23 protein-coding genes are annotated in these 26169 nt (G+C 71.3%); 3 read left to right on the forward strand and 20 right to left on the reverse strand.

Features of this window, described 5'->3' with window-relative positions; translation table 11 throughout:
- Positions 1-2: 2 nt before the first annotated feature.
- On the reverse strand, positions 3-923 hold the full coding sequence (locus H4J02_RS09815; protein WP_187674414.1) for a tetratricopeptide repeat protein: 921 nt from the start codon (positions 921-923) through the stop codon (positions 3-5).
- Between the two features lie 5 nt (positions 924-928).
- Positions 929-2794 (reverse strand): hypothetical protein, encoded by a 1866-nt coding sequence (locus tag H4J02_RS09820; protein ID WP_187674415.1) that lies wholly within the window; start codon positions 2792-2794, stop codon positions 929-931.
- A 293-nt stretch (positions 2795-3087) separates the two neighbouring features.
- On the opposite strand from H4J02_RS09820, the gene H4J02_RS09825 reads away from it, so the two are divergent.
- Positions 3088-5631 carry a hypothetical protein gene (locus H4J02_RS09825; protein WP_187674416.1) on the forward strand — a complete coding sequence of 848 codons (2544 nt, stop codon included), beginning with the start codon at positions 3088-3090 and terminating at the stop codon, positions 5629-5631.
- Between the two features lie 40 nt (positions 5632-5671).
- On the forward strand, positions 5672-6739 hold the full coding sequence (locus H4J02_RS09830) for an AI-2E family transporter (protein ID WP_316250696.1): 1068 nt from the start codon (positions 5672-5674) through the stop codon (positions 6737-6739).
- A 4-nt stretch (positions 6740-6743) separates the two neighbouring features.
- Here the strand turns inward: H4J02_RS09830 and H4J02_RS09835 are convergent, their stop codons facing one another.
- The 14 genes from H4J02_RS09835 to typA all read right to left on the reverse strand — a co-directional run bounded on the left by H4J02_RS09835 (position 6744) and on the right by typA (position 19310).
- Positions 6744-7460, reverse strand: coding sequence for an alpha/beta hydrolase (locus tag H4J02_RS09835; protein ID WP_222942247.1), 717 nt, complete (start codon positions 7458-7460; stop codon positions 6744-6746).
- Positions 7461-7462: 2 nt separating this feature from the next.
- Positions 7463-7756: a hypothetical protein gene (locus H4J02_RS09840; RefSeq protein ID WP_187674418.1), complete on the reverse strand. Its 294-nt coding sequence runs from the start codon at positions 7754-7756 to the stop codon at positions 7463-7465.
- Positions 7757-7836: 80 nt separating this feature from the next.
- Positions 7837-9594, reverse strand: a complete 1758-nt coding sequence (locus H4J02_RS09845) for a sodium:proton antiporter (RefSeq protein ID WP_187674419.1) — start codon at positions 9592-9594, stop codon at positions 7837-7839.
- Positions 9595-9639: 45 nt separating this feature from the next.
- Positions 9640-10206 carry a lytic transglycosylase domain-containing protein gene (locus H4J02_RS09850; protein ID WP_262406015.1) on the reverse strand — a complete coding sequence of 189 codons (567 nt, stop codon included), beginning with the start codon at positions 10204-10206 and terminating at the stop codon, positions 9640-9642.
- A gap of 165 nt (positions 10207-10371) precedes the next feature.
- A complete protein-coding gene (locus tag H4J02_RS09855; protein ID WP_222942248.1) occupies positions 10372-10917 on the reverse strand; it encodes a DivIVA domain-containing protein in 546 nt (181 codons plus the stop codon).
- A gap of 57 nt (positions 10918-10974) precedes the next feature.
- Positions 10975-11997, reverse strand: coding sequence for a phosphatidate cytidylyltransferase (locus H4J02_RS09860; RefSeq protein WP_187674421.1), 1023 nt, complete (start codon positions 11995-11997; stop codon positions 10975-10977).
- A complete protein-coding gene (gene frr / locus H4J02_RS09865) occupies positions 11997-12551 on the reverse strand; it encodes a ribosome recycling factor (protein WP_187674422.1) in 555 nt (184 codons plus the stop codon). Before frr ends, H4J02_RS09860 begins: the two co-directional genes overlap by 1 nt.
- A gap of 40 nt (positions 12552-12591) precedes the next feature.
- Positions 12592-13416, reverse strand: coding sequence for a DUF3097 domain-containing protein (locus H4J02_RS09870; RefSeq protein WP_187674423.1), 825 nt, complete (start codon positions 13414-13416; stop codon positions 12592-12594).
- 6 nt (positions 13417-13422) lie between these two features.
- The gene (gene pyrH, locus H4J02_RS09875; RefSeq protein WP_187674424.1) at positions 13423-14151 is read right to left on the reverse strand and encodes a UMP kinase; all 729 of its coding nucleotides are present in this window, start codon (positions 14149-14151) and stop codon (positions 13423-13425) included.
- A gap of 123 nt (positions 14152-14274) precedes the next feature.
- Positions 14275-15570 (reverse strand): citrate synthase, encoded by a 1296-nt coding sequence (locus H4J02_RS09880; protein WP_187674425.1) that lies wholly within the window; start codon positions 15568-15570, stop codon positions 14275-14277.
- Positions 15571-15572: 2 nt separating this feature from the next.
- Positions 15573-16673, reverse strand: coding sequence for a succinyldiaminopimelate transaminase (dapC, locus tag H4J02_RS09885; RefSeq protein ID WP_187674426.1), 1101 nt, complete (start codon positions 16671-16673; stop codon positions 15573-15575).
- A gap of 15 nt (positions 16674-16688) precedes the next feature.
- Positions 16689-17009: a ferredoxin gene (gene fdxA / locus H4J02_RS09890; protein WP_187674427.1), complete on the reverse strand. Its 321-nt coding sequence runs from the start codon at positions 17007-17009 to the stop codon at positions 16689-16691.
- 9 nt (positions 17010-17018) lie between these two features.
- Positions 17019-17387, reverse strand: coding sequence for a hypothetical protein (locus tag H4J02_RS09895; RefSeq protein WP_187674428.1), 369 nt, complete (start codon positions 17385-17387; stop codon positions 17019-17021).
- A gap of 9 nt (positions 17388-17396) precedes the next feature.
- Positions 17397-19310, reverse strand: coding sequence for a translational GTPase TypA (gene typA, locus H4J02_RS09900; protein ID WP_187674429.1), 1914 nt, complete (start codon positions 19308-19310; stop codon positions 17397-17399).
- An 86-nt stretch (positions 19311-19396) separates the two neighbouring features.
- Here typA and H4J02_RS09905 point away from each other — a divergent pair, with 86 nt between their 5' ends.
- Positions 19397-20515: a hypothetical protein gene (locus H4J02_RS09905; protein WP_187674430.1), complete on the forward strand. Its 1119-nt coding sequence runs from the start codon at positions 19397-19399 to the stop codon at positions 20513-20515.
- A gap of 21 nt (positions 20516-20536) precedes the next feature.
- Here the strand turns inward: H4J02_RS09905 and H4J02_RS09910 are convergent, their stop codons facing one another.
- From H4J02_RS09910 to H4J02_RS09925, 4 genes are all read right to left on the reverse strand, one after another.
- Positions 20537-22390, reverse strand: coding sequence for an ABC transporter substrate-binding protein (locus H4J02_RS09910; RefSeq protein WP_187674431.1), 1854 nt, complete (start codon positions 22388-22390; stop codon positions 20537-20539).
- Positions 22391-22463: 73 nt separating this feature from the next.
- A complete protein-coding gene (locus H4J02_RS09915) occupies positions 22464-24188 on the reverse strand; it encodes an ABC transporter ATP-binding protein (RefSeq protein WP_187674432.1) in 1725 nt (574 codons plus the stop codon).
- Positions 24185-25195, reverse strand: coding sequence for an ABC transporter permease (locus H4J02_RS09920; RefSeq protein ID WP_187674433.1), 1011 nt, complete (start codon positions 25193-25195; stop codon positions 24185-24187). Before H4J02_RS09920 ends, H4J02_RS09915 begins: the two co-directional genes overlap by 4 nt.
- Positions 25185-26114, reverse strand: a complete 930-nt coding sequence (locus tag H4J02_RS09925; protein WP_187674434.1) for an ABC transporter permease — start codon at positions 26112-26114, stop codon at positions 25185-25187. The genes H4J02_RS09920 and H4J02_RS09925 overlap by 11 nt, the downstream gene beginning before the upstream one ends.
- Between the last annotated feature and the right edge of the window lie 55 nt (positions 26115-26169).

Below are 26169 nucleotides of genomic sequence, written 5' to 3' on the forward strand. Positions count from 1 at the left end.
GCTCAGTACAGCAGCGACGCGAGCCGCGCGCGGGCCGCGATGACGCGCGGGTCCTCGGCGCCCGCGACCTCGAAGTACTCGAGCAGGCGCGCGCGGATGCGGTCGCGGTCCTCGGAGGATGCTCCCGCGAAGAGGTCGAGCAGCCGCCCGAAGGCGTCCTCGAGGTGGCCGCCGCTCACGTCGAGGTCGGCGACGTCGAGCTGCGCGTCGACGTCCTGCGGGCCGGCCGCGGCCGCATCCCGGATCTCGGCGGCTGTCTTGCCGCTCAGCCGGTCGAGCAGCGACACCTGTGCGAGCCCCGCGACGGCCTCGTGGTCGCGCGGGTTCTCGGCGATCGCCTTGCGGTACGCGGCGATCGCGGCCGGGTAGTCGCCCGCCGAGATCGCGTCGTAGGCCTCCTGGTGCAGCGGGGGCAGCGGCGCGGGCTCGGGCTCGGCGGCCTCCTCGCCCTCTCCCCCGCCGGCGGGCACGGTCCCCGTGACGCCGTTCTCGGCGGCGAGCTGCAGCAGCTCGTCGAACACCTGCCGCACCTCCTGCTCGGACGGGATGCCGATGAAGAGGTTCACGGGACGGCCCCCGACGACCGCGGCGACGGCGGGAACCTCGCGCACCTGGAACGCCTGGGCGATCTGCGGGCTCACGCTGCCGTCGACGACCGCGAGCACGAGGCGGCCCCCGTAGCTCTCGACGATGGGCCCGAGCGCGGAGCTCAGACCGGGGGCGATGATCTCGACGACGACGGGCACGCGCGTCGAGAGCTGCAGGACGCTCTCGAAGGTCGCATCCGAGCTGTCGAAGACGAGCGACGACTCGGCGGATGCCGCACCCTCGGAGCGGGCACCGCGCGCGGGCTCAGCCGCGCGCCTCACGAGTCCGGACAGGTCGACGGCGCCGCGCAGGTTCGCGGGAGGCAGATCGGTCACGGAGACTACGGTACTTCGCTCGCCGCCACGAGGCCGTCCGCGAACCCGAGCACGCGCACCTGCTGGTCGCTCGCCGTCGCCGGCGGCACGTAGAACAGGATCTGCACGGCGTACAGGGCGGTGAGGCCCTTCGTCGTGCTCTGCTTCTGCGAGAGGGCCTTCACGGCGCCCTTCGGGTTGATCGCGGCGCCCGTCTCGGACGGTCGCACGGTCTCCGACTCGCGCACCTCGACCACGACGATCGCACCCGTGTCGTTCGCCGCGAGGGCGACGATCGGGGCGGTGCTCGCCGTGTTCGCGTACTCGAAGTTCACGTTGGCGGTGCTCGCCTTGCGGGTCTCCTTGTAGCCGGCGCCGAGCTTCTCGTTGAGGAAGTCGTCGGTGAGGTCGAAGCTCGCCGCGAACTCCGACGCAGCCCCCTTCAACAGCACGTCGCCGTACTCGGCCGACAGGCGGGCCGGCGGATACGCGAGCAGCTTCGTGTCGGTCGGGTAGCGCGAGGCGCCGAGCTCGATGGGCGCGACCTCGGGAACCGACTGCGTGAGCCGCACGAGGTACTGCACCTGGTACTGGGCGCGCGGTGACTCCTGCACGAACATGAGGCCGTACTCGGCTCCGTCGGACGAGTCGATCGCCGCGAACACGGCGCGCGGCCAGTCGCGCTGCTGCTGCGGCAGCACGAGACGGATCTCGCCGTCCGGGAACACGGGGACGGCCGGGATCGCGGCGTCCACCTTGCGCGCGGCGTAGTTCGCGGTGCGCAGCTCGAGCGCCGGGCCCGCGAGACGCGCGGCCGCGAGCGTGGCGTCACCGGCGGCATCCGCTTCCGCGACGGCGTCGGCGACGCGCGAGACGATGCGGGTGAACTGCTGTTTGGTGACCACCGGCGGGTCGATCTCGTCGGCGGGCGCGGCGGTGCCGGTGGCCGACGGCACGGGCGCGTCGGGCGTATCCGAGGTGCACGCGCTCAGCGCGAGCGCGCCCACGAGGAGGACCGGGAGCGCCGCGAAGCTCCGGCGACGGCCGCGGCTCGTCGCGTCGTCGCCCGGGGTGAGGGCGGCGCGCTTCGGCGCGGGCTTGAGCTGGGCGGGCCGCGGCGGCTTCGGCATCTTCGGGGTCTTCGGGGCCTTGCGACGCGGGCCGTGGCGGCGGCGGGCGTGGACGAGCGCCCAGATGAGGGCGATGAGCCCGAGCAGGAGAGCGGCGATGCCGCCGATGATGAGCGGGCCCGACCACGGGGTCGAGTTGTCGAGCGGCCACGTGACCGAGATGCTCGCGGGCGCGGCGGTCGAACCGTCGCCCGCGATGATGACCGAGACGTCGGTCGGCACGTTGACCTTGCGCACGAGGGAGCCCTCGCCCTCGAACTCCTGGATCCACAGGTCGCTGCCGACGGGCGAGGCCTCGACGGGCTCGGCGTCGTCGGTCGTGGCGTCGGCGGACTCCTCGGACCCCTCAGCGGGCGTCTCGCTCGCGGTCGGGGTCGCGCTCGGCGACGGGGTCGCGCCGGGCTCCTCGGAGGGCTCCTCCTCGCCGTCGCGCACGGCGAGGTCGCCCGCGACGAGCTCGCCGGTCTCCTCGTCGAGGCGGATCGCGGCGGCGGGCGAGCCGGTCACCCACGCGCGCACGTCGTCGCCGCGGCCGTAGGCCATGAAGACGGGCTGCGAGCCCGTGCCGTCGATCTCGACCAGCTGGGCGCCGGGGTGCGCGTTGAGCGCTGCGCCGTCGATGACGACGAAAGGCGCGCCGCCCTCCACGTCGACGGACGACGTGATGTGGTCGGGGCCTTCCCAGATGGTGCGCTGCGCGACACCGACGCCGATGGACAGCGCGGCGCCGACGAACAGCACGATCGCGATCACGAATCGCACGGATGAACTCCTCTCGAGCTGCCACGCGGAGGGCTCCACGCGGTCCACCAGGACTCGATCGTCGGGGCGGACCCCGCCGTCGGGGGTTCGACGGGGCAGCAGGCAAAGACATCCCAGGTTAGCGGACGGTCCCGCCGTGACCCCGGATGCGGCCCGAAAGCCGCCTGGGAGTCCCCTGACCGGGTTCGAGGCCCTCCGGCCACGGCTCACGCGTGCGCCGATTACACTACGGAGGGGTTCCCCGCCATGAGGCGAGGCCGATGACCCCTGATCTTCCCGAGCGAGGAGCGCACGTGGCGGCAGACGACGCGGGATTCACCACCGAGCTTCGCGGCTACAAGAAGGACGAGGTCGACCAGGCCGTCGCGGCCCTCCGACGCGACCTCATCAAGGCCAACAGCGACCGAGGCGACGCCCTCAAGGAGGTCAAGCGCCTCCAGGCGCTCGCCGAGGACCTGCAGGCCGAGCTCGACGAGGTGGGCAGCCCCACCTACGCGGGCCTCGGCACGAAGCTCGAGAATACCCTCCGTGTCGCCGAGGAGCAGTCGACGCGCCTCATCGCGCAGGCCGACATCGACGCCGAGAAGCTGCGCGCGAGCGTGCAGCAGGAGGTCGAGACGCTCCGCTCGGATGCCGCCGAGACCGCCGATCGGCTCGTCGCGGATGCGCAGGCCCAGGCCGACCGCATCCTCACGGGCGCCCGGAGCGAGGCCGACGAGATCGTCGCCCGCGCCTCTGCGGACGCCGAGGCGACGACCCAGGAGGCGCTGCGCGAGGCCGCCGCCATCCGCGGCGCCGTCGCCACGGAGGTCGCGGAGACCCGCGCCGCCGGCCGTCGCGAGGTCGCGGCGCTGCGCGCCGAGGCCGAGCGCGAGGTCGCCGAGCTGCGCGTCGTCGCTCAGCGCGAGGTCGCGGAGGCCCGCGAGGCCGCCGCCGCGCTCGCCCGCGACACCGAGAAGGGCCGTGCGGAGTTCGAGGCCGAGGACGCGCGACTGCGTGCCCAGCTCGCCCACGACCTCGAGCAGGGGCGCACCGACCTCGAGCGGGAGATCACCGAGGCGCGGGAGAAGCTGCGCATCGACACGGAGGCCGCGACGGCCGCCCTCGACGCCGACACCCGCCGTGCCCGCGCCGAGCTCGAGGAGCGCACGGCCGCCGAGCGCGCCGCCCTCGAGGCCGAGATCGCGAACTCCCGCGCATCCCTCGAGACCGACACCGCGGCTCAGCGCGCGGCGCTCGAGACCGAGGTCGCCGACCGCCGAGCCGCACTCGAGACCGAGCTCACGCGCCTGCGCGCCGAGCTCGACGACGAGCTCACGCGCACACGGGCCGAGCTGGCGTCGGAGGTCGAGTCGACGCGCGCGACCCTCGCGGGCGACCGCGAGCGCACCGCCGCCGAGCTCGAGCACGAGGTCACGACCGCCCGTGCCTCGCTCGCCGAGGAGCTCGCGACCGCCCGCACCGAGCTCGAGCGCGAGGCCGCCACGACCCGCAGCGACCTCGAGCGCGAGGTCGCGACCGCGCGCGCCGAGCTCGATCGGGAGATCACGACGGCCCGCGCCGAGCTCGAGCAGGAGCTCGGCAACGCCCGCGCCGCCCTCGCCGCCGAGCTCGACCAGGTCCGCGCCGCACAGGAGGCGGAGCTCACGGCAGCGCGCGAGACCCAGGAGGCCGAGCTCGCATCCGCTCGCGCACAGCAGGAGACCGACCTCACCGCCGCCCGCGAGAAGCAGGAGGCGGAGCTCGCGAACCTGCGCCAGACGACCCTCGCCGAGCTCGAGGCCGCCCGCGCCGCCCAGGAGGCGCAGCTCACCGCCGCGCGCGAGGCGCACGACACGGAACTCGCGAACGCCCGCAAGGTGCTCGACACCGAGCTGCGCACCTCGCGCAAGGCGCTCAAGACCGAGCTCGAGCAGCGCCGTACGGCCGAGGAGACGGAGCTCGCGGCCCGCCGCACGGCATGGGAGACCGAGGAGACCACGGGACGCGAGGGCTGGGCCGCCGAGCTCGCCGCCGCCCGCGAGGCCCTCGAGGCCGAGCTCGCCGCGCGTCGCGCCGAGGCCGAGCACGAGGTCGCGCGCCTCCGCGAGGCCGCGGCGACCGAGACGGGCAAGCTGCGCGCCGACACCGACCGCGACGTCGCCCGCATCCGCGCCGAGCTCGCCGCCGAGGAGCAGGCCCACCGCGCCCGCATCGCCCACGAGGCCGACGAGCAGGCGTCGCGCCTCGCCGCCGAGGCCGAGCAGGCCCGCGCCGATCTCAACGTCGAGCTCGCGGCCCGTCGCGACGAGGCCGAGAAGGAGTACGTCGCCGCGCAGCAGGAGGCGGCCGCGTCGACGCAGAAGTACCTCGACGAGGCCACCGCGCAGCTGCAGGAGGCATCGGCCCGCGCCGCCGAGAAGCGCGCCGAGGTCGAGAAGCTCCAGACCGAGGGCGTCGCCGAGGCCCGCGCGATCGTCGACGACGCCCGCACCTCGGCGACCGCGACGACACGCGACGCCGAGAAGACGGCCAAGAAGATCGTGCGCGACGCCGAGAAGCAGGCGAAGGCGCTCCTCGACGACGCCGAGCAGCGGCTCGCGAAGATCCGCGTCGAGCGCGAGGCCGTCGCCGGCTACTTCGAGAGCCTCCGGGGCCTGCTCGCGGGCGCCGACAAGCTCGCGATGCCCGACTTCCCCGTGCCGGCCGACGAGGAGCCGGCGGCGGCGCAGCTAGCGGCCGCGCCCGAGGCGCCCACGGCATCCGAGGCCCCGGAGGAGGCGTCGACCGACGACGCCGAGCCTCCCGCGGACGAGCCGAACACGCACGCGACCGCGCACGCCCGCGCCGACGGCTGACGGATAGCCTTTCCCTATCCGCGCGCGCGGAGGGAAAGGGATGTCGATGAAGATCCAGAACGCGTTCCGGCTCGGACTGTTCGGCGGGTTGGGCGTGCTCGTGGCCGTGCTCATCGGCACGGGCATCGGCAACCTCGCCACGATCCTGACCTACGTGGGCGCCGCGCTGTTCCTCGCGCTCGGCGTCGACCCCGCCGTGTCGTTCCTCGAGAAGCACAAGGTGCCGCGCCCGCTCGCGATCGTCACGGTGCTGACGCTCATCCTCGCCGTGTTCGCGGGCTTCATCTTCGCGATCATCCCCGTCATCGCCGACCAGGTCGGCAACCTCATCACCCAGGTGCCGAAGCTCGTCGAGGCGATCGGAGACCAGAAGGCGCTCGAGGAGTGGTGGGCCACCTACGTCAACTGGATCGAGTACGACGACGCGCTCAAGAACGTGCAGGACTGGTTCACGGGCAACCTCGAGGCCATCACGTCGGGCGTGCTCAACACGGTGTTCACGGTCGTCGGCGGCGTCTTCGGCGGCCTCATCGTGCTCATCCTCATGCTGTACTTCGTGGCGTCGCTCGGGGGCATCAAGCGCGCGATCTACCAGCTCGTGCCGGCGTCGAAGCGCGAGAAGTTCATCGACATCTCGGAGCAGATCTCGAGCTCGGTCGGCCGCTACGTCGTCGGGCAGGTCGCGCTCGGCGCATGCAACGGCGTGCTGACGTTCCTGTTCCTCACGGTGCTCGGCGGCATCCTCGGCGACCCGATCGAGTACGCGGCGCTCCTCGCGTTCATCGCGTTCCTGTTCTCGCTCGTGCCGCTCGTCGGCACGATCACCGGTTCCGTCATCATCACGCTCGCCGTGTGGCTCTTCGACGGACCGCCCGCCGTCATCGTCGTGGGCATCTGGTACCTCGTGTACATGCAGGTCGAGGCCTACGTGCTGAGCCCCAACATCATGAACCGCGCCGTCAAGGTGCCGGGCGTCGTCGTCGTGATCGCGGCCCTCGCGGGCGGAACGCTGCTCGGCATCCTGGGAGCGCTCGTCGCGATCCCCGTCGCGGCGTCGATCCTCATCATCGTCAAGCAGGTCATCATCCCGCGCCAGAACGAGCTCTGAGCGGTCAGGCGGTCGGCCACTCCCGCGGGAGCGGCAGCGCCGCGGGGTTGACGACCCCCACGAGCTCGCTCAGCACGCGGTAGGTCTGCTTCTCCCCCACCCAGAGGTGCTTGCCGTCCTCGACGGCGATGAGCTCCGCCTCGGGCACGGCGGCGCCGAAGCGCTCCTGCGCCTCCGGCGGGCGCAGGTAGTCGTCGAGCTCGGGCACGACCGCGACGAGGCGCTTGCCGCTGCCCGCCCACGCGGCGAGCTCGGCATCCGTCGTGCGTCGCAGCGGCGGCGAGAGCAGGATGGCGCCCTCGATCGGGTGCTCGAGGCCCCACTTGAGCGACACCTCGGTGCCGAACGACCAGCCGACGAGCCACGGATGCGGCAGGCCGCGCTGGGCGACGAGCGCCATCGCCGCGGCGAGATCGTGCCGCTCGTCGACGCCGTCACCGAAGGAGCCCTCGCTCGTGCCGCGCGGCGAGGTGACGCCGCGGAAGTTGAAGCGCAGCACCGCGAGGTCGGCGAGCGCGGGAAGGCGGGCGGCGGCCTTGCGGATGATGTGCGAGTCCATGAAGCCGCCGTGCGTCGGCAGCGGGTGCAGGCACACGAGCGTCGCGACGGGGTCCGCCGTCTCGGGGAGCGAGAGCTCGCCGACGAGCGTGAGGCCGTCGGCGGTCGTCAGCTCGATGTCCTCGCGGAACGCGGGCAGCTCGACGCCCCCGGTGATCTCGATGGTCACGTGCGGATCCTCCAGCAGTGGGTGTGCCAGTGCCGCCGGGCGGCGAGGTCGTCCTCCTCGCCGAACAGGCCGTCGGCGCGCCAGGTCACGACGTGAGCCGTGCCGACGGGGATGACGAGCCCGCATCCGGGGCAGGTGTACTCCTTGACGGCCGACGCGGCGCTCTGCGACTGCACGTTCCAGGTGCCGTCACGCCGCGTCTCGGTGCGCCGCATGCCGCCCAGGATGCGCTCGACGTCGAGCGGCTCGGGTTCCGCGTCGCGGCGGCGGGGGCGGCGCGACGGGGACATGCCTCGAGTCTACGAGCGCCTGAGTTCCCGTTCCGCGTGTTAGTTCCCGAACGAACGGGTGCGAACACGCGGAACGGGAACTACTCCTCGACGCGGCCGCCGCGGTCGATCTGCTCGAGCCGCGCCTCCTCGAGGTCGATGAGACTCTGCGCGCGCTGCAGGATGCGCGACGGGTAGGCGCCGCGCGAGCGCGCGTCGAGCAGCGCGGCGCGCTCGGCCGAGATGACCTCACGCCGCAGCGAGCGGTACTGCTGGTGGGGCGACTCCGCGAGGCCGTCGGTGCGGTCGGCGTACTCCGCGCGCTCCCACGCCGACTGCGCCGCCAGCAGCGTGTCGGCGCGCACGCGCTCGACGACCGCGCGATCGATCTCGACGCCCTGGATCGTCACGTCGTCGCCCTCGAGCACCGCGACCCCCGCCGTCGACATCTCCTCGAGGAGTGACGCGAGCTCGCGCCGGTCGGCGGTGCGGTCGCTCCCCCGGATGCCGGACAACCGGATCACGAGCGGCAGCGTGCCGCCCTGCAGCAGCAGCGTCGTGACGGCGACGACGAACGCGATGAGCACGAGCTGCTCGTAGTAGGGCGTCGAGCGCGGCAGGGACTGGGCCGCGGCGAGCGTGACGACCCCGCGCATCCCGGCCCAGCCGAGCACGATGCCGCCGCGCCATCCGAGTCCCTCGGCCCGAAGCTGCGCGATGTCGTTGCGCCGACGGTCGATGCGGCGCTCGATGCCCGAGCGCCGCCGGTCGTGACGCGCCCCCATCGACACCATCGCCTGGAGCCGGTCGAGGGCGCGCGCGAGCCCGCTCTCCTCCTCGGCGAAGTGCTGCTCCTGCCGCCGCATCGCGAACATGAGCGGCCACACGAAGAAGTAGCGGATGAGGATGAGCAGCCCCGTCATGAGCAACCCGAGCAGCACCGCCTCGTGGATCGGCAGCATCCCGGGGTCGATGTCGGCGATGATCGTCGAGATCTGGGCGCCCATGACCAGGAAGACACCGTTCTCGAGCACGAACTGCACCGTGCGCCAGTTGAACCGCTCCGAGATGCGCGACTGCGCCGTGAACGCCTTGGCGCTCTGGTGCCCGCTGTAGAGCCCCGCGGCGACGACCGAGATGACGCCCGAGCCGTGCAGCTCCTCCGCGGGGATGTACGCAATGAAGGGCACAGCGAACGAGATCGCCGTGTCGAGCATGGGGTTGTCGAGCCGTCGGCGCACCCACACGGCGATGATGCCCACCACGACGCCGATAGCGACCGCGACGAACACGGCGTAGAAGAACTCGCCGACGGCGTTCCACGCGACGACCTCGGCACCGGATGCGGTGACGGCGGTCGCGGCGATCGCCGTGCGGAGCATGACGAGGGCCGTGGCGTCGTTGACGAGCCCCTCCCCCTCGAGGATCGAGACGAGCCGTGAGGGCAGGCCGATGCGCTTGGCGATCGACGTGGCCGCGACGACGTCGGTCGGCGAGATGACGGCGCCCAGCGCGATCGCGGCGGCGAGGTTGAGGTCGGGCAGGATCATGTAGAGCACGAAGCCCGTGACGAGCGCGCTCGCGACGACGAGCACGACCGACAGCACGCCGATTGTCGAGAAGTTGCGCCGGAAGTCGACGAAGGGCACCGTGATCGCGGCGGCGTAGAGCAGCGGCGGGAGCACGCCCATGAGGATGATGTCGGGCTCGACGACGATCGGCGGGACGCCCGGGATGAGGCTGTAGCCGACGCCGAGCACGACGAGGATGAGCGGGGCGGCCACGCCGAGCCTCGGCGCCCACGCGGCGGCCGCGACGATGGCGACGATGCCCGCGATCGCGACGAGCGCGTAGTCCATGCTCGATGCTATCGAGCGCCGCGGATTATCGCGGCGCCAGAAGACTCAGTACCAGCCGCGGCTCTGCGAGTAGCCCCAGGCGACGCAGGGGGTGCCGTAGCGGCCCGAGATGTAGCCGAGGCCCCACGTGATCTGGGTAGCGGGATTCGTGGCCCAGTCGGCGCCCGCGCTCGCCATCTTCTCGCCCGGGAGCGCCTGCGGGATGCCGTAGGCGCCCGAGCTCTTGTTGTGGGCGTAGACGTTCCAGTGGGATTCCTTGTTCCACAGGGCCACGAGGCAGTCGTACTCGCCCTGGCTCCAGCCGCGCGCCATGACCATGTCGTAGGCGATCGCCTTTGCCGTGCCGGGGTCGGGCACGCCGGCGGCGGGAGCGGTGGCGGCGGTCGGCTTGGGCTTCGGCTTCACGACGTCGAAGGCGTCGCGCGCGGCGCTGTGCTTCTCGGCGTCGACGATCGAGATGCTCTGGCCGGCGAGCTCGGGCCCCTCGGCGGGGTCGGATGCGGCGGCGAGGGTCGCGGCGGAGGTCAGCCCCGTCGGCTCCACGAGGAACGCGGCGACGAGGCCGATCGAGGCGAGGTACGCGAAGGTGCCGAGCGCCCAACGGGGGCGCACGGCTTTCGTAGCGGGGGTGCGTGCGACCGCGACCGCCTGCTGGGGCGGTTCGGGTTGCGTCCCCCGACGCCGGTATCCGCTCACAGTCGCACCAGTGTACTCACGCCGCCCGGGAAACCCATGGGAGATGGCGCCCCGAACGGGGGCCACGGCATCCGTCGGAGTTCAGCGCACGGCGAGCATGACGCGCGTGACGGTGTCGAGCACGTAGTCGACCTGGGCCTCGCGATAGCCGCCGCGCTGCGGGCGGAAGGCGATCGTGCGCACATCCTCGGTCGTGAGGGTGCCGCCGTTCTGGAAGTAGGCGGCGATGCGGTCGGCGAAGGCGTCGACGTCCTTCACGGAGTAGCCCTGCGTGAGGAAGGTGACGCGCTGGAACTTCTTGCCCGCGGGGCGCACGACGCGGTCGAGCAGCTCCTGCGCGGTCTGGCGGGCCTGCGCGTACCAGGCCTCCTCGCCCATCCGGGCCATCTCGCGCTCGCGCTCGCGTGCGGCGAACGCGTCCTCGAGGCGCTCGAGCGCGGCGTCGACGTGGGACGTGGAGTAGCCGCCCTTGCGCAGCGAGAACGCGGTCGTGCGGATGGTGTCGGCCGTGATGACCGAGACGTCGGGGTTCTCGGCGGTGTAGGCGCGGCGGGCGTCCTCGAGGAACTCCTCCACCTCGTCGATGTCGTAGCCGGGTCGGCCTTTTCGCGCGCGGGGGAAGGTCATGCTCACGGGCCCATGCTACCGAGCGGCGGCCGGGCACCCGGTGCGGCGCCAGAAGGCTCAGGCGAATATGAGGTAGAACGCGTAGGCGACGGCGGCCGACGGGAGGATCGAGTCGAGGCGGTCGAGGAAGCCGCCGTGGCCGGGCAGCCAGCCGGAGATGTCCTTGATGCCGAGCTCGCGCTTGATGAGCGACTCGATGAGGTCGCCCATCGTGCCGACGAGCATGAGCACGAGCCCCATGATCGTCCCCTCCCACCACGGCTGGCCGAGCATGAGCCACGCGAGCAGGGTGCCGGCGCCCATCGCGGCGATCGCGGCGCCCGCGAAGCCCTCCCAGGTCTTGCCGGGGCTGATGCGCGGCGCCATCTTGTGGCGGCCGAAGCTGAGGCCGGCGGCGTACGCGCCGACGTCGGTCGAGACGACGATGATGAGCGCGGCGAGCACCCACCACTGGCCGCCCTCCTCCCCCGCGAGCACGACGTAGAAGCCCGCGAGGAACGTCACGTAGAGCTGCACGAAGACGCCTGCGCCCATGTCGGCGAGCACGGTGCGCGCGGGCGCGCGGTGGCTGGGGCGGAGCAGCTCGCCGAGGCGCCAGAGGCTGATGAGCGCGATGCCGGCGATGACGGCGATCCACAGGCCCGGGACGTGCCAGAAGTAGGCCACCGGGAGCACGGCGATGCCGACCACGATCGAGACGACGCGCGGCACATCCCGCCCCGCTCCGCGCAGCGCCGTCGAGAGCTCCCACACCGTGAAGCCGACGAGGAACGCCGCGAACGGGATGAAGAGCCAGGAGTAGAACAGGAGGCTCGCGAGCAGGATGCCGCCGAGCACGACGCCGATGCCGATCGCCGCGAGCAGGTTGCGGCCCGTGCGCTCCTTGATCTTCTCCTGCGTCGCGTCGAACTGCTCACGCGCGTGTTCGACCCGGGCCTCGAACTCCTCACGCGCGTGCTGCGCGTGAGCCTCGATGTCGGCGCGGGTCTGCTGCGCGCGCACCTCGAACTCCTCGAGGGGGCTGCGCTTCGCGGGCGCGGGATGTTCGGGCGACGACTCGCCCTGGGGGTCTCGGTCCATCAGACCTCGAGGAGCTCGGCTTCCTTGTGCTTGAGGGCGGCGTCGATCTGCTCCACGAAGTTCTTCGTGAGCGCGTCGAGCTCCTTCTCGGCGCGGGCCACGTCGTCCTCGCCGACCTCCTTGAGGAGCGCGTCGAGGTCGTCCTTCGCCTTGCGGCGCACGTTGCGGATCGCGACCTTGGCGTCCTCGCCCTTCGCGCGCACGATCTTGACGTACTCCTTGCGGCGGTCCTGTGTGAGCTCGGGCATCGTGACGCGCACGATGTTGCCGTCGTTCGTGGGCGTCGCGCCGAGGTTCGGGAAGTTGACGATCGCCTTCTCGATTTCCTTGAGCGCCGACTTGTCGTAGGGGGTGATGACGAGCGTGCGCGCCTCGGGGTTCTGGAGGCTCGCGAGCTGCGCGAGCGGCGTCGGCGTGCCGTAGTAGTCGACGAGGATCTTCTGGAAGAGGGCGGGGTTCGCGCGCCCGGTGCGGACGGTCGCGAAGTCCTCCTTCGCCACCTCGACAGCCCGGGTCATCTTCTCCTTGGCCTCGGTGAGGACGTCACTGATCACGGGGGGCTCCTTCGAAGTTCCAGGCGGTTCCTGGTCCAGCTTAGTGACCCGGCGCGGTCACGAAGTCGATGAGCTGCTCGACGCGCGCGAGGAGCGACGGCTCGAGGTCGGTGTACGTCCGCACCGAGCCGAGGATGCGCTGCCACGCCGCCGCGATATCCGCCTGGTCGTCGTGCGGCCACCCGAGCGCGTGGCACACGCCGTGCTTCCACTCGATGCCGCGCGGCACATCCGGCCACGCGCGGATGCCGACCCGCTCGGGGCGGACCGCCTGCCACACATCGATGTAGGGGTGGCCGACGACGAGCACGTGGGCGCCGGAGACCTGCTGCGCGATGCGCGACTCCTTCGACCCCGGCACGAGGTGGTCGACGAGCACGCCGAGGCGCGCATCCGGACCCGGACGCCGCTCGGCGAGCACTCGGGGCAGGTGGTCGACGCCCTCGAGGTACTCGACGACGACGCCCTCGGCGCGCAGGTCGGAGCCCCACACCTTCTCGACGAGCTCGGCGTCGTGCCGACCCTCGACGACGATGCGGCTCGCGCGCGCCACACGCGCGCGCTGCGGCGCCGCCGCACGGGAGCCGGATGCCGTGTAGGCCCGCCCGGGACCGGCCGCCTTGGGCGCCGTGAGCACGACGGGCTCGCCGTCGACGAGGTAGCCCCCGCCGAGCGGGAACCAGCGCACGCGGCCGTGGCGGTCCTCCAGGCCAACGTTCCCCTTCTCGACGCCGACGACGGCGCCGACGAAGCCGTCGGCGAGCTCGACGACGAGCTCCTTCGTCGCCTCCACCTGCGGCACGACCTTGCGCCCGCGGGCGCGCCAGTCGCCGGAGAGGACGTCCTCGCCGTAGCGGTCCGTCATCCGCGGTCAGGCTTCGACGAGGGTGCCGATGTGCTCGCCGCGGAGCGCGCGCGTGATGTTGCCGGCCGGCTCCATGCCGAACACGAGCATCGGCATGCCGTTGTCCATGCAGAGGCTGAACGCGGTCGAGTCGACGACCTTGAGGCCCTGCACGAGCGCCTCCTGGTAGCTCACGCGCTCGAGCTTCTTCGCGTTCGGGTTCTTGCGGGGGTCGTCGTCGTAGACGCCGTCGACGCCGTTCTTGGCGACGAGCACGGCGGCCGCGCCGATCTCGAGGGCGCGCTGGGCGCTCACGGTGTCGGTCGAGAAGTAGGGCAGGCCGGCGCCCGCGCCGAAGATGACGACGCGGCCCTTCTCGAGGTGGCGCTCGGCGCGCAGCGGGATGTACGGCTCGGCCACCTGCATCATCGAGATCGCCGACTGCACGCGCACCTGCGCGCCCGCCTGCTCGAGGAAGTCCTGCAGCGCGAGCGCGTTCATGACGGTGCCGAGCATGCCCATGTAGTCGGCGCGCCCGCGGTCCATGCCGCGCTGGCTGAGCTCCGCACCGCGGAAGAAGTTGCCGCCGCCGACGACGACCGCGACCTCGACGCCGTTCGGGTCGTCGGGGCTCTGGGGCGTCGCCTCGGCGATCTCGCGCGCGATGCTGCTCACGACATCCGGGTTGACCCCGAGCGACCCGGCCCCGAACGCCTCACCCGAGAGCTTGAGCAGGACGCGGCGGCGCTTCGACATGGGGGTCCTTTCGGGACGGGGGGATGCGGCCGGTGGGCCGCATCGATCGTACCCGCTCGGCTGTGCGCAGACCCTGAACCGACCGGACGCGGCGCCGAGCTCGAAACGGTGCCGCGCGCTCCCTCAGCGGCCGGACGGCCACTCGCGGGCCGCGGGGCCCACGTAGAGCTGCTGCGGGCGGCCGATCTTGGTGCCCGGGTCGTTGTTCGCCTCGCGCCAGTGGGCGATCCAGCCGGGGAGGCGGCCGATCGCGAAGAGCACGGTGAACATGCGCGTCGGGAAGCCCATCGCCTTGTAGATGACGCCCGTGTAGAAGTCGACGTTCGGGTAGAGGCGGCGCGACTGGAAGTACTCGTCGCTCAGGGCGATCTCCTCGAGCTCCTTCGCGATGTCGAGCAGCGGGTCCTTGACGCCGAGGTCGGCGAGCACCTCGTCGGCCGACTCCTTCACGAGCTTCGCACGCGGGTCGTAGTTCTTGTAGACCCGGTGGCCGAAGCCCATGAGACGGATGCCGTCCTCCTTGGCCTTGACGCGTTCGACGAACTTGGAGACCGACTCGCCGGAGTCGCGGATCTGCGCGAGCATCCGGAGCACGGCCTCGTTGGCACCGCCGTGCAGCGGGCCGTAGAGGGCGTTGATGCCGGCGGAGATCGACGCGAACATGTTGGCCTCGGTGGACCCGACGAGGCGCACCGTGGAGGTGGACGCGTTCTGCTCGTGGTCCTCGTGGAGGATGAGCAGGCGGTCGAGCGCCCGCACGAGCACGGGGTTCACCTCGTAGGGCTCGGCGAGGTTGCCGAAGTTGAGCTTGAGGAAGTTCTCGATGAAGTCGAGCGAGTTGTCGGGGTAGAGGAACGCCTGGCCGAGGGCCTTCTTGTGCGCGTACGCCGCGATGACGGGCAGCTTCGCGAGGAGACGGATGGTCGACAGCTCGACCATCTCGGGGTTCTTGGGGTCGAGCGAGTCCTCGTAGTAGGTGGAGAGCGCCGACACGGCCGACGACAGCACCGACATGGGGTGCGCGGTGTGCGGCAGGGCGGAGAAGAAGCGCTTGAGATCCTCGTGGAGCAGCGTGTGGCGGCGCACCTTCTCGGAGAACTCCGCGAGCTCCGACTGCGTGGGCAGCTCGCCGTAGATGAGCAGCCAGGCGACCTCGAGGAAGGTCGCGTTCTTGGCGAGGTCCTCGATCGCGTACCCGCGGTAGCGCAGGATGCCCTCGTCGCCGTCGATGTACGTGATGGCGCTGCGCGTCGCGGCGGTGTTCACGAACCCGGGGTCGAAGGTGTTGTAGCCGGTCTGCTTGGCGAAGGTCGAGAGGTCGACGACGTCTCGGCCGTCGACGGCCTTCAGCACCGGGAACTCGGCGACCCGATCGCCGAGATTCAGGGTCACCTTCTCGCTGCTCGTCGCGTCGCTCACCCCTACAGCCTACCGGCGCTGAGACGTGCCACTGCCGCGTCCACCCGTTCGTCGGTGGCCGTGAGGGCGACGCGCACGTGACGCGCGCCCGCGGCGCCGTAGAACGAGCCCGGGGCGACGAGGATGCCGAGACGCGCGAGGGCGCCCACGGTCTGCCAGCAGTCCTCGTCGCGCGTGGCCCACAGGTAGAGCCCGGCGCGCGAGTCGTCGATGTGGAAACCGGATGCCGTGAGGGCTCCCACGAGCGCCTCGCGGCGGCGGCGGTACAGCTCCTTCTGCGCGGCGACGTGCTGCTCGTCGGCGAGCGCCGCGACCATGGCCGCCTGCACCGGCGCGGGCGGCATGAGTCCCAGGTGCTTGCGGGCCGTGAGCAGCTCGCCCACGAGGTCGCTGCATCCGGCCACGAACCCGGCGCGGTAGCCCGCGAGGTTCGACTGCTTCGAGAGCGAGTAGACCGAGAGAGTGAGGCGACGCGAGCCCTGCGTGACCTCGGGGTGCAGGATGCTCGGCGTCGGCTCGTCGGAGCTCCAGTCGAGTTCGGCGTAGCACTCGTCGTTCGCGATGACGGCACCGAGCTCCCGAGCGCGGGCGACGGCGGTGCGCAGGAATTCGATCGAGTGCACGCGCCCGTCGGGGTTGCCGGGGCTGTTGAGCCACACGAGCTTCGTCTCGGCGGGCCACTCCTCCGGCTCGTCGGAGGTGAGCACGGTCGCGCCGACCACGGCCGCTCCGACGGCGTAGCTCGGGTACGCGGCGCTCGGCTGCACGACGACGTCGCCCGGGCCGAGTCCCAGGAGCGTCGGCAGCAGGGCCACGAGCTCCTTCGAGCCGATCGTGGGGATGACGTTGGCGACCGTCAGGTCGGGCACACCGCGGCGCCTGGCGTACCACTCGACGATCGCCTCGCGCAGGGCGGGCGACCCGGCCGTGAGCGGGTAGGCGTGCGCATCCGTGGCCGCCGAGAGCGCCTCGCGCACGGATGCGGGGGTCGGGTCGACGGGCGAGCCCACGGAGAGGTCGACGATGCCGTCGGGGTGGGTCCGGGCCTCGTCGCCGTAGGGGGTCAGCAGGTCCCAGGGGAAGTCGGGCAGCTCGAGCGGCACGTCACGAGCCCCGGGTCACTGGCCCTGGGGCGGGAGTGCGGCGACGATGGGGTGGTCGCCGGGGATCACGCCGACCTTCGCGGCGCCACCGGGCGATCCGACCTCCTCGAAGAACTCGACGTTGGCCTTGTAGTAGTCGGACCACTGCTCGGGGAGGTCGTCCTCGTAGTAGATCGCCTCGACGGGGCAGACCGGCTCGCACGCACCGCAGTCGACGCACTCGTCGGGGTGGATGTACAGCATCCGGTCGCCCTCGTAGATGCAGTCGACGGGGCACTCGTCGATGCAGGCGCGGTCTTTGACATCCACGCAGGGAAGGGCGATGACGTAGGTCACCTGTCCATCCTAAGACGACTCGGAGGGGTTGCCCTGACGCCGCGGACCCGGCAGCGGCCAGAGCGCCGAGCCGAGCGCGACGAGGGTCACGCCCGCCAGCCACGCGATACCGAGGGCGTCCGCCGCGACCACGACGACGTCCCCCTCGACCATGGCGAGCACGAGCGCCGAGCCGACGACGGCCGTGACGGCCGCCCCGGTCACGAGCGGCTGTGCGACGGAGAGCCGCACGCCGAGAACGAAAGCCGCGACGACGACGAGCCCGCCGAGCAGGAACCACGGCGGGGTCGACGCGTGGGCGAAGGTCGTGAGGGCACCGACGGCCGCGCCGACGACGAGCGCGAGGATCGCGACGCCGAATCGCACGGCCGGGTGCACGGCTCGACCTTACGCGTTCTGGTTCTGGCGCTTGAGGCGCGACGCGGCGCGGGCGCGCTCGGTCTGGTCGAGCAGCACCTTGCGGATGCGCACGGTCTCGGGCGTGACCTCGACGCACTCGTCCTCGCGGGCGAACTCGAGGCACTCCTCGAGCGTCAGCTGGCGCGGCACGTCGAGCTTCTCGAAGGTGTCGGCCGTCGAGGAGCGCATGTTGGTGAGCTGCTTCTCCTTGGTGACGTTGACATCCATGTCCTCGTTGCGCGGGTTCTCGCCGATGACCATGCCCTCGTAGACCTCGTCGCCCGGCTGCACGAAGAACGACATGCGCTCCTGCAGGGCGATCATGGCGAACGGGGTGGCGACGCCCGCGCGGTCGGCGACGATCGAGCCGGTGACGCGCGTCTGGATGTCGCCCGCCCACGGGCCGTAGCCGTGCGAGATCGCGTTCGCGATGCCGGTGCCGCGCGTCGCGGTGAGGAACTCGGTGCGGAAGCCGATGAGGCCGCGGCTCGGCACGACGAACTCCATGCGCACCCAGCCGGTGCCGTGGTTCGACATGCCCTCCATGCGGCCCTTGCGCGCCGCGAGCAGCTGCGTGATGGCGCCGAGGTGCTCCTCGGGGGCGTCGATCGTGACGTGCTCGAAGGGCTCGTGGATCTTGCCGTCGATGACGCGCGTGACGACCTGCGGCTTGCCGACGGTGAGCTCGAAGCCCTCGCGTCGCATGTTCTCGACGAGGATCGCGAGCGCGAGCTCGCCGCGGCCCTGCACCTCCCACGCATCCGGGCGCCCGATGTCGACGACGCGGATCGAGACGTTTCCGATGAGCTCGCGGTCGAGGCGGTCCTTGACCATGCGCGCCGTGAGCTTGTGGCCCTTGACCTTGCCGACGATGGGCGAGGTGTTGGTGCCGATCGTCATCGAGATGGCCGGTTCGTCGACCGTGATCGCGGGCAGCGGACGGATGTCGTCGGGGTCGGCGATCGTCTCGCCGATCGTGATCTCCTCGATGCCGGCGACGGCGACGATGTCGCCCGCGGATGCCGACTCGGCCGGGTAGCGGTCGAGGGCCTTCGTCTTGAGCAGCTCGGTGATGCGCACGTTCGAGTGCGAGCCGTCGTGGCGCACCCAGGCGACCGTCTGGCCCTTCTTGATCGTGCCCGCGAAGACACGCAGGAGGGCGATGCGGCCGAGGAACGGCGAGGCGTCGAGGTTGGTGACCCATGCCTGGAGGGGCGCCTCGTCGTCGTACGACGGCGCGGGCACGTACTTGAGGATCGCCTCGAAGAGCGGCTCGAGGTCGTCGTTGTCGGGCAGTTCGCCGTTGGCGGGCCGGTTCCACGACGCGGCGCCGTTGCGGCCCGACGCGTAGACGACGGGCAGCTCGAGGAGTGCGTCGACGTCGAGGTCGGGCATGTCGTCGGAGAGGTCGCTCGCGAGGTTGAGCAGCAGGTCGTGGCTCTCCTCGACGACCTCCTCGATGCGCGCATCCGGGCGGTCGGTCTTGTTGACGGCGAGGATGACGGGGAGCTTCGCCTCGAGCGCCTTGCGCAGCACGAAGCGCGTCTGCGGGAGGGGGCCCTCGGAGGCGTCGACGAGCAGCACGACGCCGTCGACCATGGAGAGGCCGCGCTCGACCTCGCCGCCGAAGTCGGCGTGGCCGGGGGTGTCGATGACGTTGATGGTGACGGGGCCCTCGGTCGCGTGGGTGCCCTCGTAGATGATCGCCGTGTTCTTGGCGAGGATCGTGATGCCCTTCTCGCGCTCGAGGTCGTTCGAGTCCATGGCGCGCTCCTCGACGTGCTCGTGCGAGCCGAAGGAGTGCGTCTGGCGGAGCATGGCGTCGACGAGGGTGGTCTTGCCGTGGTCGACGTGGGCGACGATGGCGACGTTCCGCAGGTCGGAACGGTGGGCGATGGGCATGAAGGAACCTCGGGATGTAGGAGGGGAAGTCGTGGGCGCCCCGAACGGGCGACGGTCCATCCTACCGGAGCCGGTATCGTGACGCCGTGAACGAGCGCCCCGTCGACCGTCTACGGGTCTTCTCCGACCTCGACTTCTCGGCACTCGCGGCGCCCCTGCCCCGGCGACCCGTGGTCTGGCGGCTGCGCACGTCGATGCCCGGGTGGATGGCGACGCTCACGATCACGCTCGCGATCGTGGCCGGCTCGACGGCTGTCTTCGGGATCCTGCGCTCCGTCGGCATCCTCATCACCGGTACGACGCCCGCCGCCGCCACGTGGGTCGCCTCCTGGACAGTGTCGTGTGTCGCGATCGTCGTCGGCGCCGTCCTGCTGTTCCGCTGGTGGCATCGCCGGTTCGGGCGCCCCCTCACCCCGCTCACCGACGAGCTCCGGCCCTTCGCCGATGCGAACGGCCTCGATACCAGCAGCGTCTCGCGCGTCGAGGCGACGCTGCCGGCGCCGTCCGGATGCGAGGGCAAGGTGCAGCGGCTCACGCGCGTGCTGCAACCCGCCGAGGGGTCCCCGTGGCCGCCGTTCCTGATCGGCCGACGCGTGTTCCACGACCCCGTGCCGCCGGACTTCCGTCCCACCGAGCGACGCCAGTACCCGGGCCTCGTCGACGACGGGCTCTTCCTCGCCGTCCCGATGCCGCGGCGGCTGCCGCATATCGCTCTCCTGCGCGACTTCGAGCTCTCCTCGTCGCCGCTCGAGCTGCGCACCGCCTACAGCATGGGGCTCGAGTTCGACGAAGTGTTCACGCTCCTCTGCCCGCCGGGCTACGAGCGCGACGCGCTCTACCTGTTCACCCCGGATGTCATGGCGGCGATGATCGACGACGCGGGCGGCGCGCAGTGGGGCGCCGAGGTGCTCGACGACCAGTTGTTCTTCCGATTTCCGCCGAGCTCGCTGCCGGGCGCGGTGCTCGAGGAGGATCTCCGGCGCGCGTTCCGGCTCGTCGAGCGCACCTCGGTGCAGCTCGAGGAGCAGGCGCGACGCTACTCCGACGCGCGCGTCGGGGAGCGGTCGCTCGATCTCATCGACGACGCGGGCCGGCGCGTGGGGCGGCGACGCATCGCCCCCGCGCTGTTGATCGCGCTCGTCGCGCTGCCGTTCATGGTGATCGCGCCGTTCGTGCTGATCGTGGGCGAGGGCCTGCTGTCCTGAGCGATCACCACGCGGCGGCGTCTAGCCCGCCGGGCTCGCCGCGGGCGCGCCGGGCTCCCACTCCCACGCGTTCCACAGCACGCCCCGCGCGAGCGGCGACCGCGTCACGCCCTCGACGCGATCGGACACCGCGGTGAGGGTCGGATGCGCGAAGAGCGGCAGCCCGTACGCGGCTCCCCACAGCAGGGCGTCGAGCTCGCGGAGCGCGTCCGTCTGCTCGTCCGCGTCGCCCGTGCCGAGGACGCGGTCGACGAGCTCGTCGGCCTCGGGGTCGGAGAAGCGGTTGAGGTTGGCGACGGCGGAGTCGCTGCGGAAGACCGCCGCGACAGCCGAGGGGCCGAGGCGCGTCGTATCCCACGCGAAGAGCGCGGCGTCGTAGGCACCCGAGACGCCGAGCATCTCGGTCCAGTTCGGCCGAGAGCAGTCGGTCACGCGGAAGCCGGCACGCTCGGCGGAGGTGCGGATGAGCTCGAACTCGGCGACGCGGCGCGGATCGGCGGGGTCGTAGAGGATGCACACCTCGGGCGACACCACGCCCGCCTCGGCGAGCAGGGCCTCGGCGGCGTCGACGTCGGTCGAGCCGTACTCCGAGGAGCCGTTCTCGGCGATGACCTCGGCGTAGGCGGGGGCGCCGGGACGCAGCACGAACGAGTCGAGCGGGGCGGCATCCGCCTGCACGGGCTGCACGAGCTCCTCGACGATCTGCTGGCGGGGCACGACGCGCAGGAACGCCTCGCGGATGCGCGCGTCGCCGAAGAGCCCCGACTTCGAGTCGGCGAACTGCAGGTCGATGTGCTCGAACGTCGCCTCGCTCCCGGCGACGACGGCGACGCCGTCGACCGCGGCGAGAGAGCGCGCGAGCTCGGCGTCGGGCGCCGGGGCGGCGACGTCGACGCGTCCGTCCTCGAAGCGCCGCACGAGTTCGGCCGGGTCCTCGACGGTCTCGAGCACGAGCGACTCGATCGCGGGGGCGCGCGATCCGCGGTAGCGGGGGTTCGCAGTGAGGGTCACCGAGCCGTCGCTCACAGCCGACACGAGGTACGGCCCGTTCGCGACGAGCAGCTCGGGGTCGGGCGAGCTGCCGACGAGGTCGAAGCCGCTGTTCCACACGTCGGCGATGTCGGAGAGCGCCGCGGTGTCGCCCTCCTCGATCGCCGCGACGAGCGCGTCCTGTGCGGCGCGCGCCGCCTTCGCGTCGGGGGCGGATGCGGCGTCCGCGTCGTCCGCGCCGAGCGGCAGGTCGAGGGCGCGCGACGCGACGATGTGGGCGGGGAGGCCCGGCGCGAGCGCCGTGGGCCACCCGGGCGTGAACTCGTCGTAGTGCACGAAGAGCGAACGGCCGTCGTCGCCGAGCTGCGGCGTCTGCGTCGCGAGCTCGAGCCCGCGGCCGCGCGCACCGTCGAAGTAGACGACGTCGTCGGGCAGCTCGCCGAGGCGGCCCGTGCCCGCGTCGACGTAGGCGCTCGCATCGACGTCGTCGCTGTCGAGGGCACCCGAGTTCGCGGCCCACGCGAGCAGCAGGTCGGCGGGCGTGACGGGAACGCCGTCAGACCACGTGACCCCGTCGGCGATCGTGTAGCGCACCGTCAGCGGGTCCTCGTCGGTGATCTCGGCCGAGCCGAAGGAGTCGTCCTCGACGAGGCCGTATTCCGCATCCGGGTACGCGAAGGCGCTTCCCGTGAGGTACGCGACGTCGGCGTTGAGGGTCGACGCGCGCCCGTACGAGCTGTTGGCGTTGAGGGAGGTGAGGGCGCCGCTCACGGCGACCGTCGCGCGGGAGCCGTCGACCACGCGGTCGTGCTGCGTGCATCCCGCGAGAGCCGAGGCCGCGACGGCGAGCGCTGCTGCGCCGGCGAGTGCACGGATGGTCCTCATCCGCTCCACCCTACGGCGAAGGGCCGCCGCCGCGTGACGTACGCGGTGGCGGCCCTCGGCCGGTGGGGTGCGCTCAGGCACCCAGCGGGATGTCGGCGCCCGGGATGGCGGCGAGCAGCTCGCGCGTGTAGTCGGTCTTCGGGTTCTCGAAGACCTCGTCGACCGACGCCTGCTCGACGACGCGACCCTTCTGCATGACCGTCACGTGGTCCGCGATGACGCGGACGACGGCGAGGTCGTGCGTGATGAAGAGGTAGGTGAGCCCGAGCTCGGCCTGGAGGTCGGCGAGCAGGTTGAGCACCTGCGCCTGCACGAGCACGTCGAGCGCCGAGACGGCCTCGTCGAGCACGACGATCTCCGGCTTGAGGGCGAGCGCGCGAGCGATCGCGACACGCTGACGCTGGCCGCCCGAGAGCTCGTTCGGGTAGCGCGTGAGCACCGTCTCCGGCAGCGCCACCTGGTCGAGCACCTCGCGCACGCGCGCCTTGCGCGACTTCTGGTCGCCGATGCCGTGCACGTGCAGCGGCTCCGCGATCGTGTTGCCGATGTTGTGCAGCGGGTCGAGCGAGCCGTACGGGTCCTGGAACACGGGCTGCATCTTGCGACGCAGCTTGAGCAGGTCGGCCTTGCCGAGACCCGCGACGCTCTTGCCCTCGACGAGGATGTCGCCCTCGGTGATGTCCTCGAGGCGCAGCAGGAGCTTCGCCGCCGTCGACTTGCCCGAGCCCGACTCGCCCACGAGGGCCATGGTCGAGCCCTTGGGCACCTGGAACGAGATCTTGTCGACCGCCGTGAACGGGATCGACTTCGGGCCGCCCGTGCGGATCTTGAAGACCTTCGTGACGTCGCGGAACTCGATCACGGGAGGCGCGTCGGCCGCGGGGACGTCGGACGCGGTGCGCTCGGCGGCCGTGACGAGGTCGAACGCGGCATCCGCGCCCGAGACCTCGGCCGACTCGAGCGAGGCGCCCGTCGTGACCGCCGACTGGATGCGCTTCGACGCGAGGCTCGGAGCCGCGGCCACGAGACGCTGCGTGTACGGGTGCTGCGGGTTCTGCAGGATCTCCCGGGCGGGGCCCGACTCGACGATCTTGCCGCGGTGCATGACGATGAGGTTCTCGGCGCGCTCGGCGGCGAGGCCCAGGTCGTGCGTGATGAAGATGACCGCGGTGTTCCGCTCGGTCGTGAGGGTCTCGAGGTGGTCGAGGATCTTCTTCTGCACCGTCACGTCGAGCGCGCTCGTCGGCTCATCCGCGATGAGCAGCTTCGGGTGCGACGAGAGGCCGATGCCGATGAGCACGCGCTGGCGCATGCCGCCCGAGAACTCGTGAGGGAACTGGCGCAGGCGCTGGTCGGCATCCGACAGCCCCGCCTCCTTGAGAACCTCGACGGCGCGCTTGCGCACCTCTCGCTTCGAGGTGGCGAGCCCGTTCGCACGGATCGTCTCCTCGACCTGGAACCCGATGCGGTGCACGGGGTTGAGCGAGTTCATCGGGTCCTGCGGGACCAGGCCGATCTCCTTGCCGCGCACGCCCTCCATCTCGCGCCGCGAGAGCTTCGAGAGGTCGCGTCCCTCGAACAGCACCTTGCCGCCCGTGATGCGGCCGGAGCCCGGCAGCAGGTTGATGATCGCGTGCGCGGTCGTCGACTTGCCCGAGCCCGACTCGCCCACGATCGCGACGGTCTCGCCCGGGTAGAGGTCGAAGCTCACGCCGCGCACGGCCGGCACGAAGCCGTCCTGGGTCTTGAACGCGACCTGCAGGTCCTCGACGGAGAGCAGGGGTTCGAGAGCGGTCACCGGGTGGCCCTCGCCTTCGGGTCGAGTGCATCGCGGACCGTCTCGCCGAGCATGATGAACGCGAGCACGGTGATCGACAGGGCGATGGACGGGTAGATCAGGGTGAACGGCGCCGTGCGGAGGCTCGTCTGAGCCGCCGAGATGTCGTTGCCCCATGACATGAACAGGTTGTTGGGCAGACCGACGCCGAGGAACGAGAGCGTCGCCTCGGCCGTGATGGCGCCCGCGAGACCCACCGTGGAGATGATGATGACGGGCGCGATCGAGTTCGGCAGCACGTGCGTGAACATCGTGCGCACCTTCGACAGCCCGATCGCCTCCGAGGCCATGACGTAGTCGAGGTTCCTGACCCTCAGCACCTCGGATCTCAGGATGCGGGCCGTGGATGGCCAGCTGAAGAATCCGATCGCGAGCGAGATCACCCAGATGTTCCGGTCGTGCAGGAACAGGGACATGATCACGACGGCCGCGAGGATGTAGGGGATCGCGAAGAAGATGTCGCCGAGGCGCATGAGGAGCGAGTCGAGCCAGCCGCCGAAGTAGCCGGCGAAGGCGCCGATCACGATGCCCATGAAGGCGACGAGCACCGTCACGATGACACCGACCGAGAGCGACGTGCTCGTGCCGTGCACGATGCGCGAGAAGACGTCGCAGCCCTGCTTCGTGAAGCCGAGCGGGTGGCCAGGGATCGGGCCATGGTCGGAGATGCGCGTGCCGATCGGCAGACCGAACTCCTCGGCCTGCTGCTCGTTCGAGATGCTCAGGATGCAGTTCGAGTTCGGCGGCACGTCGGTGAAGACGCCCGGGAAGAACGCGACGAACACGATGAACGCGATGACGACGGCCGAGACCCAGAACATCCACCGGCTGCGCAGGTCGCGCCAGGCGTCGAGCCAGAGGTTCGACTTGCGGTCGCTCACGCGGACCGCGTCGACGGCACCCAGCCCGCCTTCGTCGACCTCGGCGACGAAGTGGGGCGCGGTGCGGATGGGGTTCTTACTTGACATAGCGGATCCTCGGGTCGAGCACCCCGTAGAGGAGGTCGATGGCGATGTTCACGAGCACGTACACGATGACGAGGATCGTGACGATCGACACGATCTCGGGGGTGTCGTGGCGGTTGATCGCCTTGAACAATTCGTTGCCGACTCCCGGCACGTTGAAGATGCCCTCGGTGACGGTCGCGCCGACGATCAGGATGCCGAAGTCGGCGGCCAGGTTCGTCGTCACGGGGATCATCGAGTTGCGCAGCACGTGCACGGGGATGACGCGCCCTCGCGACAGGCCCTTGCCGTACGCCATGCGCACGAAGTCGTTCTGGTTGGTCTCGATGACGGACGCGCGCGTGAGGCGCACGACGTAGGCCATGTTGAGGCCCGCGAGCACGATCGCCGGGAGTATCAGGTCGCTCCATGGAGCGCCCGCGCCGACCGTCGGTCTGAACCAACCGAGGTTGATGCCGAAGACCCACTGCGCGACGAACGCGAAGACGAAGACCGGCATCGAGATGATGACGAGCGTCACGAGCAGCGTGACGTTGTCGAAGATGCCGCCCTTGCGCAGACCCGAGACGAGGCCGGCGAGCACGCCGATGATCAGCTGGATGAGCACCGCGATGAGCGCGAGACGCAGGGTCGTCGGGAAGGTGCGGGCGAGGATCTCGTTGACGGACTGCCCGGCGTAGGTCGTGCCGAGGTCGCCCTGGAGCACGTCGCCGAGGTAGAGGAAGTAGCGGGCCAGGAAGGGCTGGTCGAGGTGGAACTTCTCCTCGAGGGCCGCGATCTGCTGGGGGGAAGGGGTGCGGTCGCCGAACATGCGGAGCACGGGGTTTCCCGGCATCGCGAACACCATCGTGAAGATGATGAACGTCGACCCGAAGAACACCGGGATGCCCTGCAGAAGGCGCCTGACGATGTACCAGATCATGAGGAGTTCAGGGTTTCAGAAAAAGTCGGGCCACGCACCCTGTGGGGCGGCGCCG

The sequence above is a fragment of the Protaetiibacter sp. SSC-01 genome (assembly GCF_014483895.1).
Lineage (GTDB): Bacteria > Actinomycetota > Actinomycetes > Actinomycetales > Microbacteriaceae > Homoserinibacter.